The sequence below is a fragment of the Thalassolituus alkanivorans genome, from assembly GCF_020447205.1.
In the GTDB taxonomy this organism is placed as follows: domain Bacteria; phylum Pseudomonadota; class Gammaproteobacteria; order Pseudomonadales; family Oceanobacteraceae; genus Venatoribacter; species Venatoribacter alkanivorans.
This window is the reverse complement of sequence record NZ_JAJAEL010000009.1, coordinates 11,622-24,515: the sequence shown is the minus strand read 5'-3', so window position 1 is coordinate 24,515 and position 12,894 is coordinate 11,622. Positions and strand designations below refer to the sequence as shown.

8 protein-coding genes are annotated in these 12,894 nt (G+C 56.2%); 5 read left to right on the top strand and 3 right to left on the bottom strand.

Annotated elements, in window-relative coordinates:
• Positions 1-337 precede the first annotated feature (337 nt).
• The gene (gene rep, locus LGT44_RS06515) at positions 338-2,365 is read left to right on the top strand and encodes a DNA helicase Rep (protein WP_230333539.1); all 2,028 of its coding nucleotides are present in this window, start codon (positions 338-340) and stop codon (positions 2,363-2,365) included.
• Between the two features lie 78 nt (positions 2,366-2,443).
• On the opposite strand, the gene LGT44_RS06510 is transcribed toward rep, so the two are convergent.
• Positions 2,444-4,732 carry a hypothetical protein gene (locus LGT44_RS06510; protein ID WP_230331784.1) on the bottom strand — a complete coding sequence of 763 codons (2,289 nt, stop codon included), beginning with the start codon at positions 4,730-4,732 and terminating at the stop codon, positions 2,444-2,446.
• Positions 4,733-4,955: 223 nt separating this feature from the next.
• On the opposite strand from LGT44_RS06510, the gene LGT44_RS06505 reads away from it, so the two are divergent.
• The 3 genes from LGT44_RS06505 (at position 4,956) to LGT44_RS06495 (ending at position 10,141) form a co-directional block, all read left to right on the top strand.
• Positions 4,956-5,699 carry a substrate-binding periplasmic protein gene (locus LGT44_RS06505; RefSeq protein ID WP_230331785.1) on the top strand — a complete coding sequence of 248 codons (744 nt, stop codon included), beginning with the start codon at positions 4,956-4,958 and terminating at the stop codon, positions 5,697-5,699.
• Between the two features lie 258 nt (positions 5,700-5,957).
• Entirely contained in the window at positions 5,958-7,121 is a 1,164-nt protein-coding gene (locus LGT44_RS06500; protein WP_230331786.1) for a hypothetical protein, read from the top strand.
• Between the two features lie 245 nt (positions 7,122-7,366).
• Positions 7,367-10,141 carry a DUF2339 domain-containing protein gene (locus LGT44_RS06495; RefSeq protein ID WP_230331787.1) on the top strand — a complete coding sequence of 925 codons (2,775 nt, stop codon included), beginning with the start codon at positions 7,367-7,369 and terminating at the stop codon, positions 10,139-10,141.
• A 9-nt stretch (positions 10,142-10,150) separates the two neighbouring features.
• Here LGT44_RS06495 and LGT44_RS06490 read toward each other — a convergent pair whose 3' ends face one another.
• Positions 10,151-10,798 (bottom strand): anti-sigma factor family protein, encoded by a 648-nt coding sequence (locus LGT44_RS06490; RefSeq protein WP_230331788.1) that lies wholly within the window; start codon positions 10,796-10,798, stop codon positions 10,151-10,153.
• Between the two features lie 9 nt (positions 10,799-10,807).
• Positions 10,808-11,296, bottom strand: a complete 489-nt coding sequence (locus LGT44_RS06485; protein WP_230331789.1) for an RNA polymerase sigma factor — start codon at positions 11,294-11,296, stop codon at positions 10,808-10,810.
• 146 nt (positions 11,297-11,442) lie between these two features.
• On the opposite strand from LGT44_RS06485, the gene LGT44_RS20120 reads away from it, so the two are divergent.
• Complete coding sequence (locus LGT44_RS20120; RefSeq protein ID WP_230331790.1) at positions 11,443-12,843, top strand: S8 family serine peptidase; 1,401 nt, start codon at positions 11,443-11,445, stop codon at positions 12,841-12,843.
• Positions 12,844-12,894: the final 51 nt, after the last annotated feature.

Genomic DNA, 12,894 nt, shown 5'->3' with positions numbered 1-12,894 from the left:
CCATAAAACCCGAACTGAATTAGGTCTGGTATGTGTCTGCCCGTAAGGCGACGCCCGGTTGTGTGACCTCCGTATTGTTGCCGGAATGGCAATATACGACGCGATCCATAACCATTTCTTTTAATAATCAGTGTTTATATATAGGACATTTCGGGTTGTGTGTCTCCTTTTGTGGCAGAAAAATATCCTTCAGGGACAAAGACTTGCGTACCAGAGTCCGCAGCGATGGTGATAAAAGCAGTGACAGTTGTGCCTGTTCGCTGTCCGAGTCACGTTGCGGCGGATTCCAACCATGCGCTGAGCTGTTAGAATGCCCGCCCGTCAGAGAGGTAAGCCCGTGGTCGATCTAAGTCAGCTCAATCCCCGTCAGAAAGAAGCCGCCAAATATGTGGATGGCCCGCTGCTGGTACTGGCCGGTGCTGGCTCCGGCAAGACGTCGGTGATTACCCGTAAAATTGCTTACCTGATCGGTGTGTGCGGTATTAAGTCGTACCATATCGCCGCGGTAACCTTTACCAATAAAGCCGCGCGCGAGATGAAAGAGCGGGTGATGTCGCTGGTGGGTAAAGGCGGTGCCAAGGGCCTGACGGTATCGACCTTCCACAACCTCGGCCTGAATATCATCCGCCATGAGCTGACCACCGCCGGTTATAAAAATGGTTTCTCAATTCTTGATCAGGATGACTGCAAAGGCATTATCCGCGACGTGATGCACCGTGAACACGGTGACGACGGCGATATGATCGAGCTGGTGCAGAACGCCATCTCCAACCTCAAAAACGACCTGATCGCCCCCGACCATGCCATCAAAGTGGCATCGACTCCGCAGGAATTGCTGATCGCCCAGACCTACAGCGTTTATCAGCGCATGCTGAAAGCCTATAACGCGGTGGATTTTGACGACCTGATCATGGTGCCGACGGTGCTGTTCCGTGATCACCCGGAAGTGCTGACCCGCTGGCAGAAGAAGATCCGCTATCTGCTGGTGGATGAGTATCAGGACACCAATACCAGCCAGTACGAGCTGGTGAAGCTGCTGGTTGGTCACCGCACCGGTCTGACGGTGGTAGGTGACGATGACCAGTCGATCTATGCCTGGCGTGGTGCCCGTCCGGAAAACCTGTCGCTGCTGAAAAAAGACTTTCCGACGCTGAAGATCGTTAAGCTGGAGCAGAATTACCGCTCCACCGGCCTGATCCTGAACGCCGCGAACCGGGTGATCGACAACAACCCGCACGAATTCGAGAAAAAGCTGTGGTCCGATATGGGCTACGGTGACCCGATCAAGATTCTTAAATGCCGCAACGACGAAGTGGAAGCCGAGCGCATTGCCACCGAAATCGTCGAGCGCCGCCTGCGTTATGGCTGTGGCTACCGCGATTTTGCCGTGCTCTATCGTGGTAACCACCAGTCGCGTGTGATCGAGATGAAACTGCAGGCCTATCAGGTGCCGTACAAACTCAGTGGCGGCCAGTCGTTCTTTGGCCGCAACGAGATCAAAGACATCATGGGTTACCTGCGGCTGCTGATTAACCCGACCGATGATGCGGCTTTCCTGCGCGTGATTAACACGCCGCGCCGCGAAATTGGCCCGACCACCATCGAAAAGCTGGGCGAATACGCCGCCATGCGCGGTATCTCAATGATGGCGGCGACCACCGAAATGGGGCTGGAGCAACAGCTGATGCCAAAGGCGCTGGATCGTCTGCGCCGCTTTGGTCACTGGCTCGAAGGCATTACCCGCAACGCCTATACCGATGATCCGGTGGCGGCAGTCAAAGAGATGATCAGCGATATCGACTACGAAGGTTATCTGCTGCAGAACTCCGGCACGCCGAATCAGGCCGAACGGCGCATGAAGAACGTCTGGTTCCTGGTCGATTCAATCAGCAAGATGATCAGTAAGGCGGAAGAGCTGGGCGATGAATGCACCATCGAAGATGCGGTGTCCAAGCTGATCCTGCGCGATATGATGGAGCAGCAGGAGAAAGAAGACGAAGCCGATCAGGTGCAGCTGATGACGCTGCATGCCTCCAAAGGTCTGGAATTTCCGCACGTCTATATCATGGGCATGGAAGAAGAGCTGATGCCGCACCGCAACAGCATCGAGGCCGATACCATCGAGGAAGAACGGCGCCTGATGTACGTGGGCATTACCCGCGCCAAGCGCACCCTCACTCTAACCTATGCCGGTAAGCGGCGTCAGTTTGGCGAAGCCATGGATACCACCCATTCGCGCTTCCTCGATGAGCTGCCACCGGACGATATCGTCTGGGAAGGTAAAACCGAAACCTCCGCCGAAGAGCAGAAACAGCGCGGCCAGGAAACCCTGTCCAGTCTGCGCAATATGCTGGCCGATTTCTGACCGCAGCAGATCCAAAAAAACGCCCGGCATTGCGTCAGTAATGCCGGGCGTTTTTGTTTCTGGCGAACGCTGTGGTTATCAGCGGATATTCCACACCTCGCCGCGGACATCACCACTGGCGCCGTCTAATCCGGCTTCGCTGTCGGCTTCCAGCCCCAGGGTAACCACACTGACCTGACGCGCATTCTGCTCAACCTTGGCAATGTTCATGCGCAGGTAGAGGGTGGTGCCATCGCCGTTCGGTGTGGAGGTGTTAATGACGATGTAGCCGCTGCCATTAATGCTCCAGGTGAAGTCGAGATACTTCTGGCCATCATCACCCAGTTCACCAAAGTAGCTGCCGGTGTTGTTGGCGGCGAAGGTGAATATGCCGAAGTCGGAGGTCAGAGACTTACCGGCGACATCGTCACTGATAAAGGCTGTGGCGGAGCAACCTGTTGCCGCTGTATCCAGCGCGCCGATTAACGCAGCGTCAGCATCTCCGCTGGCACAGGCAATCAGACTGACCAGCAGACTGTCATCGAAGGCGGCTTTTATATCGTCGCGCGCGGTATCGTTAAAGACCCACTCGTCATCACTGCTGCTGCCGGCTTTGGCTACATAGCCGCGGCGTACATAGCCTTCATGCACGGTGAAAAACTGCACACGGTCATAGCGGTCAAAATCCCCCTGAGCAGCCACCAGATCCGGAATGGTAAATTGCAGAATGGTTTTGCTGTCGACGGTTTTCTGCACCCAGCTGCCGCTGACTTTGCTGCCCAATGTTGGTCCGCCCTCACCATAACTGAACGGATAGAAGTTGACCGTGCCACCGCTGACAAACTCCATCATCCAGCTCTTGTCGTTGCCGTAAAGATCGGTGCCTTTAATATCTTCCGGGGTCTCCGGGCTGACCGCCGCGCTGGCCGAAATCAGCTCAGACAGTGCCGTGGCGGCTGTGCCGTCGGTCATGCTGTTACCGTCACCGGTGCGGGTAAAAACGTTATTACACCAGGTGTCGGTTGGCGCCCAAGGACCTTCGGAATTGGCATCACCATCCCAGCAGGCGCCAATACTGGCGGCATTTTCTTTGTACAGTTCGTAGTAGTCGTTGTTGCGAGTAAAGGTCAGTTTATAACCTGTGGCAGCGGTGCTGAATTTAGCGGTAGGATCAAGCGCCAGAGCAAAATATTCATCATTGGCATAAGTTTGAATACGTCGGCCATTGAGACTGACGGCCACGCCGGTAATGATCTCCTGAGCTGCACTCAGACCGCCGCGGCTTACCACCACACTGCTGCCACTGATGGCGATGGTTTCATCGTTGTCGTTAATGCAGGTCCAGGCTCCGGCGGAGAGAATGCAGTTTTGCTCACTACTACTGTCTGCCGCCTCAGTCTCCCATAAACCATTGCTGCTGTTGTAGCGGTAATTAGTTACCACCACACTGCTGCTTTCACCGGGAGCCACTGTGCCATAGGAGAAGCTGATCTGGTCGTTATCTTCATCACCTTCAAAGAAATGCAGGCTGCCACCACCACCCAGTACATCCGCAATGCTGATGCTGCTGGCAGTACGTTCGGCCTCACGTTCGGCCAGATCGTCCTCCACGGTGGATGGGTCAACGCTGGCACCATCCACAGCCCCGGAGTCCACCAGAGCGTCGGCATCAAAATCACCGCTGTTGTTATCAACGGCGCTACCGATCGTCTCCAGAGCTTCAAGCACTTGGCTGACGATTAACGCCAATACATCTTCAAAAGATACATCAGTGCCATCCAGAACCTGAGTGACGGTTTCTATATTGTTCTGCATTACTGCACGGGTAACCTGCGCCACTTTATGCACACGTTCGAATTCGGACGCATTACTGCCACCATCACCGCTGCCGGCAACGTAATCATCTTCAAGGTCTACAGTGGTGCCCAAGCGGGTCTGAATGCTTGCTTTGGCTTCATCCGGAGAGATGCCTTTTTCCCGGACTTCATTCTGTACCATGGTGGTCAGAGGGCTGACAAAACCGTATCCGGGAGGAGCGGTGAGAGTGTAGGTACGGTCGATAGGGGTGCCTGGATTATCTTCATCGATGGTTTCTCCAATGACAACTTCAACCACAATGGCAGCGCTGGCAATCTGTGTGGCGGTAGCATTGGCAATAGTAAAACTGCCGCCGGATGATGAAGTTGTGGATGGCTCGTCGTCATCACAGGCCTGATTTGCGTTGAGATCAAGGCAGACTTTGGCTCCGGCCAGGTAGCCATCGGCAACTTTGCCGGATATCGGGGTGTTGTTGTCGGAACTGCTGTTGGACGAGTCGTTACTACAGGCGGCAAGACCTGCACCAAGTAGTCCGCTCAACAACAGTCTGAAGGGTATATTGCTGCTCATACTCACGCTCCTGTGGATATTCTTAGGGGTGTATTGAGTAAAGCAGACTAAGAAAACTGGCTTAGAAATATTAGTTCTAATGGACCGGTGCTGCATTGCTGCTGTCTTTTTTACTAATAGCATCCAGTCTTTTTCTTGGCTGTATTTGGCCGAATCTTACTTCTACACTCAGAATTAAGCTCTAACCTGTGGGTAATGTATGCAGCAGCTCTGGCAAAGCAGGATGTTATGGCTGGTTCTCTCCGGGCTGCTGGTGTTGCCGGTACGGGCTAATGATATTCTGCGCATTTGTGGCGACGCCGCAGGCTGGCCGCCCTATACCTTTGAGCAGGACAATGAAGTTCGTGGCTACGATGCCGATGTACTGGCGCTGATTTTACCTGCGGCCGGTTTTGATTATGAAATCCGCATGCTGCCGTGGAAACGCTGCCTGCTGGAGGTAGAAAAAGGCCGTTATCAGATTGCTCTCAGTGCCTCGGCCAGCAAGGAGCGGAAAGTACGCTTTCTCACGACCGAACCTTATTATCAGGTGCAGCCTGGCTATGCCTACTCGCTCGACCGCTTTCCCTCTCCACCGCTGGTCCAGAACAGCATGGACCTGAAAAACTACAATATCTGTGGCCTGCGGGGCTATGACTACAATCGCTTCGGAATCGATACGCGCTGGGTTATGCGTGAAGCCAACCATTATGCCCAGGCGCTGGCGCAGGTACGGCGCGGACGTTGTGAGCTGTTTCTGACGCGGCTGGAAGTTCTGCACGGGCTGTACCGTCAGGGCGATGTTGATCTTGGTGATGATATTTTGTTTGCACCGGTGCCCGGCATCGTGGCCGATGATTTTGTAATGCTGATTTCGCGCCTGTACCGCCGTGGTCCGGAACTGAAAGCGGTACTGGATCAGGGCTTCAGTGAGCTGCGTAAGCAGGGGCAGTTGCGGGAGTTGCTTAATTTTTATCTGGCTGAGTAATTTCTGGCAGGTGATATACGGATACGCCGCTTTTACGCGCCTGACTTTTTCTCCGGCATCCCTTTAACAGATTTCTGGCTGATAAGTTAACTCTTTGTTATTTAAGGGTTTTCCGGTGAGGTTCAGTTATAAATCTATCATCGGTTCAGGAAGAAACATTCTGTTACATATATTCCATACAACAAAGAAGACAATTCTGGAATGATGCTGCGCTTTTTATGACCGCTTGGTCAGGTTTTAATCATCGCAGAGAATTCCATGTCTAACGCTACCTTCTCCCGCGCCTTGCTGGCGACCCTGTTGATTGGCCCTCAGGCCTTTGCTGATACCCACGAAACCAACAGTCTGGAACAGCGGGTAACCGCGCTGGAAAGTGTACGCCTGACCGGTGGCTTCCGTCTGAATTACACCTACAAAGACTGGAGTGAAGCGCAGACCGAACGTGGTGGCGATTTCACCTATAACCAGATCAACCTGGGTATCGAAGCCGAACATCAGGGCGTACGCCTGTCGAGCCAGTACCGCTGGTACGACAGCGGCAATGGCGCTATGGTGCACCATATGTATTTTGCTACCGATGCGTCTGACAACACCGAAGTACAGGTCGGTATCACCAAGGTGCCGTTCGGTATCCTGCCGTACGAATCTCACAGCTACTGGGGTGATGCCACTCTGTATCTGGGTTTTAACGATGATTACGACAGCGGCATCAAGGTACTGAGCAAGCAGGGGAAGTGGGATCTGCAGCTGGCTTACTTCGCCAGTGGCGATGCGGCTCCGACCGATGCTCAGCGTTTCTCTTTTGATGTGGTCTCCGATGGCGATGCCGGTGTGCAGCAGAATCAGGAGACCCACCAGTTCAACCTGCGTGCGGCCTATGCCCTGAGCGAACAGGCGGAAGCCGGTGTGTCGCTGCAGTATGGCGGTCTGTATAACGAAACCACCGGCAAGATGGGTAATGCCCAGGCTCTGGCGCTGCATTACACCGCGACCTACGGTGCCTTTGGTGTGCAGTCGGAAGCGGTCCGTTATTCCTACAATGCCGAAAACGCTGATGGCGTCAGCAATGACACCATTCAGATGGGTGGTTTTGGTGCGCGTTACATGGCCGCCGCACAGGCGAATGTATATGTACTGAACCTGAGCTACGACCTGCCGTGGAAAGGTGGCATCGTCAATCAGGTGCAGCTGTACAACGACTACAACCTGCTGGATAAAAACAAAGAAGCCTTCCGCGATTCACAGATCAACACGCTGGGCGTGCTGGTGGTGACCGGTAATCTGTACACCAACTTCGATGTCACCAGCGCCAAGAATGTACCTTTCATCGGCGCCGGTGATTACACCAAAGCCTTTGCAGAAGGCGATGGCGAAAACGGCTGGCAGACCTTCTTTAACGTGCAGTTTGGTTACTACTTCTGAGTGTGAGCAGTACAAGCCGATAAAGAAAAGCGGGCAGGGGGTTATACACCGGCTCGCTTTTTTTATGCCCGCTTTTTACCTCCACCGCTGCTGGGCTGATCAGCCTGAGGCTCAGGTCACCTTTTCCCGTGCTGCTGGCGTTATACTCTGGCGCTTCGGCTCCTGAGCAAAGATCAGGACAGCGGCAGGGCGGATTGCGTATAGTCTCCTGCTGAGTTATCAGTCAATGAAAGTGAATGGTGTTTATGGATGAATTTGTCACTCTGACGCTTCTGCTTGCCGTCGCCTTGCTGGGAGCGCTGGTTCTCGGTGTGGTGGCGTTCTTTAAAGTCAGTACGCTGGAGCAGCGTATCGGGCAGCTGGAAGCCGCTCTGCGCCGCCTGACGGCCAGCCGGGAAAAACCAGCAGAAGCTGAGCGCCCGGTTACTTCGCCGCCACCGACAGCGGTCGGTTCTGCGCAACAAACAGCGACTGCTACGGCAACCGGACAGACTGAGGTTGCCGCCAGCGCGATGCCGCCTGCTCATGTTTCTGAGCCAGTATCTGAACCCGTATCCGCACCAGAATCTGAGCCTGCTGCTGAACTGCCGGTGTATTCACCGACCGCACCTTCTTATCAGGCGCCGGCAGCTTCTGCTGCTCACTCTCCCGGGACAGCAAGCCGCGAACCGGATCTGCTTGAGCGCCTGCTGCAGAACATCCGCAACAACTGGATGGTCTGGCTCGGTGGTATCTGCGTAGGTCTGGCCGGCGTGTTTATGGTGCGATACTCCATCGAACAGGGTCTGTTGGGACCGGAAACCCGCGTAGTGCTGTCGTTGCTGGCGGGTATCGGCCTGCATGTTGCAGCCGAGTGGCTGCGGCGTAACAAAGGGCAGAACAACGTCTTTGCTGCTCTGGCCGGTGGCGCCAGCATCATTCTCTATTCTGCGTTATTTGCAGCCTTCAAATTATTGCCGGGCACATCGCCCGGACTGGTGTTTACCGGCATGGCGCTGGTGTCTTTTGCCACGCTGGCACTGGCACTGCGGCATGGCCCGGTGCTGGCGGCGCTGGGCATGCTCGGTGGTTATCTGGTGCCGATTCTGCTCAGCAGTGGTTCGGGGCAGATTGAACTGGCGCTGGTGTATATCAGCATTCTGACGCTGTTCTCGCTCTGGTTGCTGGCCTATGTGCAGCAACGCTGGCTGTGGATCGGTGTGATTACCGGCTCTCTTTTATGGTGGATGATCAGTCTGGCAACCGAGCCTGCCATGGGCGTGCGTTCTCTCTACCTGCTGGCGCTGGCCTATATGTTCCTTGCGGTTCCGGACTTTGACTGGCTGCTGCAGAACCGTCATCAGGGCAACGACGATGAGTCGGCCAGCGCAGACAGCTGGTGGCAGCGTGTGCAGAGCTGGCGTGCCGATCCGCACTGGCCTGCTTTGCCGGGTGTGTTGCTGGTGCTGCTGGCGCAGGGGTTTACCCTCGCCGGCGAAGGTGTGATCGCATCGGGTTACTTCACCTTACTGGCATTGCCGGTACTGATGCTGCTGGCGGCCAGCCGTCGCCCGGAACTGAATCCGCTGGCGGCGCTGCCATTACTGTTGATTGTGCTGGCGACGGTTATACCCATGCTGACGTACATGGGTGATGAGCTGGTGCTGCTTGGCCCGGATGCCGCCGGACAGGCGCAGCTGGGCGTGCGTTTTCTGTGGCTGACTCTGCTGTACAGTGGCAGTGCGCTCTGGCTGCTGCGTATGCGCGTACCTTACCCCGCTTTCTGGACCGGGTTGGGCTGTGCGGTACCACTGCTGATGCTGGCGCTGGGTTATTACCTGTTTACCGATTTCCGCCTCGACTGGGCCTGGGGACTGGTGGCGCTGGTACTGGGCATGCTGTATCTGTGGCTGGCTAACAGAAATCAGCTGCAGTATGGCGATGCCCGGCCGCTGATCAGCGTGATTCTGATCAGCGTGGCGCATCTGGGTCTGTCACTGGCAGCGGTTATCTGGCTGGCCGAAGCGACCCTGACGCTGGCGTTTGCCCTGCAGCTGGTGTCGCTGGCCTGGCTGCAGCAACGTTATCAGCTGCCACTGATGGCGTGGATTATCCGCGCCGTGCTGTTGCTGGTGGTTGTGCGTCTGACCTTTAACCCCTGGCTGCTGAGCTACGATGCCGGCACTCACTGGTCACTCTGGACCTATGGTGGCGCCACGCTTTGCGCCGCAGCGGCAGCCTGGATTCTGCGCCATGAAGTGAAAATGCAGCCCTGGCTGCAGGGTGGTGCCGCGCAGCTGCTGGTGCTGACGCTGGCTGCGGAAGTGCGTTACTGGCTGTATGACGGCGATATTTTCCATCACGAATTCAGCTTTCTCGAAGCCAGCCTCGACGTGCTGATCTGGGGTTGTGCGGCGGTGATTTACCTGTGGCGCGCACGCTTAAGCGAACAGCTGCCGCGCTTCTATCAGGTGGTGGGGCTGCTGCATCTGGCAGCGGCTGCAGCCACCTATCTGTTTGTGTTGCTACTGGCCGAAAACCCGCTGTGGAGCGGTGGCAATATCGGTTCGACGCCACTGTTTAACCTGCTGTTGCTCAGCTACGGTCTGCCGACGCTGATTATGCTGGCGCTGTGGCGTCAGCTGCCGGCGCAGTACGGCCGTTTTGCCGCACTGGCCGCCGGGCTGAATGCGCTCTGGTTTATCTCGCTGGAAATCCGCCAGATCTGGCAGGGCGATGCCGGTATGAGCCTGAGTAACTACACCCCGGATGGCGAACTCTACACCTATTCCGTGGTGTGGATGCTGCTGGCCGCGGGCGCGCTGACGCTGGGGCGCTGGTTGTCCAGCCGCGATATTTACCGTGGCGGTATGGTGCTGTTGCTGGTGGTCGTGGCCAAGCTGTTCCTGATCGATATGGCTGGCCTGACCGGGCTGTGGCGGGTGGCGTCCTTTATGGGGCTGGGACTGGCGCTGCTGGCACTGGCCTGGCTGCATCAGCGGCTGGGCACTGTCGGGGAGCAGGAAAGCTCCCCGGCTTAAGTTCTCTGCTCAGTCGGCCTGTGTCTGCTGCGACAGGTTACGCAGCCAGCGTTCTTCCTCGTCGGCGCTCAGGCTTTGCGCTGGCTGTTCGCTGGCGCCGGCAGGCTGGTACTGACGGCTGCTTCCCGGCGGGTGATAAAGCCACTGCTCACCCTGCCAGCAGGCGCTGCTCTCTTCTGATCTGGCCGGGGTATGCACAATAAAGTACCGGCAGAACTGGCCAGCGCTGTTCAGCTCTGAGCGGGTAATTTCAAGGCGTTCCTCTGCGTTCATAATTTTTACGCTGCCGGAACTCATGCTGAGTAACGCGCGGTCGGTTGCGGTGTAGGCCGCTGGTGACAGCAGTTGCCAGACCAGACCAACGCTCAGCACGACACTGGCGGCAATGGCCCAGGGCCAGCGTACGCGCGGCTGGAATTGCACTACCTCCGCTTCGGGCCGGTGCGCCTGAATCTGTTCCAGCAGGCCGGCTGGCAGGGGGATATCATCCTGACTGGCAAAAAACTGCCGTGCCATCTCATCGGCCTGTTGCAGTTTGTGCAGGCGCTCCCTGAGTTCCGCAGACTCCGCCAGCAAGTTATTGATATGATGCATTTCGCTGTCGGGTAAAGCCTTATCAATAAAGGCCGATAACTGTTCGTCGCTGATGGTATGCATGCTGTTCTCCTACAGTGCCAGACTGAGCTGTTGGCGGGCGCGGGCAAGGCGGCTCATGATGGTACCGACCGGTACTTCCATTATGTCGGCCGCTTCCTGATAGCTGTGGCCTTCAACTGCGACCAGATAAAGTGTGGTGCGCAGCACTTCGCTTAACTGCTGCATGTGTGCCTGCACCCTGGCCAGCGTGGTATGGGTTTCGTACTGTTCGGCGAGATTACTGCTGGAAAGCACGGTGTCATGCTCTTCATCCAGACTGTCGCTTGGTTTTTCCCGGCGCATGGTATCAATCCAAAGGTTGCGGCAGAGACGGTATAACCAACGATCAAAGTGGGTGTCTGCCTGATATTGTTGCCAGCGCGCCAGTGCCCGCTCCACCGTTGCCTGAAGCAGATCATCGGCACTGTGTTGCTGAGCGGTAAGTGCCAGGCAATAGCGTCGGATTGCCGGAAGCGCTGCCAGTAATTGCTGCTGAAAGTTTTGATGCTGAATATTCATATCAGGTAAACGCAGGACATGAAGTTTTATTCCATGCGCAGGAAATATTCCGGCCAGTTAATCGTTAAAGAGAGAAGTAACCGGGTAACCCAGCGTTTTACACGGGCTGGTGATACCGGAATAAGCACAGACAGCGGGAGTTTAGAGTGAAAGTGTTTTGGCTGCTGTACATTTTATTAGTCATGCCTCTGCCGCTGCTGGCGGACAGTGATCCGGACGACGATCTGGAGGAGCAGGAAGAACTGCTGGAAGAGCGTCTGGAGGAACAGCTGGAAGAGATGCTTGATGCTCAGGAAGAGCTCGAAGACCGGCTTGAAGATGCTCTTGAGGAGCGCATGGAAGACGAGCTCGATGATGACCTGGAAGACGAGCTTGAGGATGAGCTGGAAGACAAGCTGGACGATTCTCTGGATGACCGTGAAGAGGAACTGGAAGATAAGCTGCAGCATATTCTGGCAGCCCGGCAGTTGGACGAGCTGGAAGGGCAGCTGGAAGGGGCCTTTGATGAAACCGAATCCGAGCGCTTTATTGCGTTATTAAGTGCGGAAGAATGGCAGGCGCTGCAGGCACAGGGGGTTAATGCTGTTGCTGCTGAGCCTCTGCCAGCGCTGGGGCTGCATCTGATCACGTTTGACGAAATGCCGGAGCTGCCAGAGCAGCAGAAAGCGTTGCAGGATACGGTTGCGCCGGATCACTACTACCGGCTCGACGGTGATGCGGCTCCGAACGCAGCGCAGAAACCCGCAGCGGATTCCGGTCTGTATGCAGCGGATGCGCTGGGCTGGGCGCAGGCCAGAACGGCACAGCGTATTATCGGTATGATGGATTCCGGCATCGATATGGCGCACCCCTGCTTTGCCGGTGTGAATATCGCGCAGCGTGAGTTTCATGCCGCGGATGCATTGCCCGACAGCCGCCACGGCACGGCCATCGCCGGTCTGCTGGCGGCCAACTCCGGCTGTGCGGTTCCGGGGTTGCTGACCTCAGTACGGCTGGTCAATGCGGTGGTGTTTGCCCGCTCGGCGGACGGGCCGGTACAGGCCAGTGCCGGTCAGCTGATCGCCGGTCTGGACTGGCTGTTACAGAATGAGGTGGAGCTGATCAATATGTCGCTCTCTGGCCCACCTAACCCCTTGCTGCAACGGGTGCTGACTCAGGTGCAGGCGCGTGGTGTGCAGTTGTTGTCATCGGTGGGCAATGACGGTGCGGCCGCCTTTCCGCGTTATCCGGCAGCCTATGCGGAGGTGATTGCCATTACCGCGGTGGATGAGCAGCAGCGGATTTTTAACCGGGCAGTACAGGGCGAACATGTTGAGTTTGCATTGCCGGGGGTAAACCTCCGGGTCGTAACAGCTGACGGCAACGGGGTGATGTCCGGTACTTCTTTTGCCACGGCGCTGGCCACGGCGGTACTGGCTTCGCGCCCGGCTGAGGACTGCCAGACAGAGCGCGAACGTTTAGCCCGTCAGGCTCTGGATCTGGGTGAGGCCGGACGCGATCCGGTTTTCGGCTTTGGCCTTATGTCGTCGCTCTTTAACGAAAATTAACAATATTTGATGGAATATTTTGCAGCTCCCGGCGTTTTTACCAGTGAGTTC

Excerpts from the sequence above, each read along its gene's own strand:
- LGT44_RS06510 (WP_230331784.1), bottom strand. The coding sequence starts at position 4,732 with ATGAGCAGCAATATACCCTTCAGACTGTTGTTGAGCGGACTACTTGGT.
- LGT44_RS06505 (WP_230331785.1), top strand. The coding sequence starts at position 4,956 with ATGTTATGGCTGGTTCTCTCCGGGCTGCTGGTGTTGCCGGTACGGGCT.
- LGT44_RS06500 (WP_230331786.1), top strand. The coding sequence starts at position 5,958 with ATGTCTAACGCTACCTTCTCCCGCGCCTTGCTGGCGACCCTGTTGATT.
- LGT44_RS06495 (WP_230331787.1), top strand. The coding sequence starts at position 7,367 with ATGGATGAATTTGTCACTCTGACGCTTCTGCTTGCCGTCGCCTTGCTG.
- LGT44_RS06490 (WP_230331788.1), bottom strand. The coding sequence starts at position 10,798 with ATGCATACCATCAGCGACGAACAGTTATCGGCCTTTATTGATAAGGCT.
- LGT44_RS06485 (WP_230331789.1), bottom strand. The coding sequence starts at position 11,296 with ATGAATATTCAGCATCAAAACTTTCAGCAGCAATTACTGGCAGCGCTT.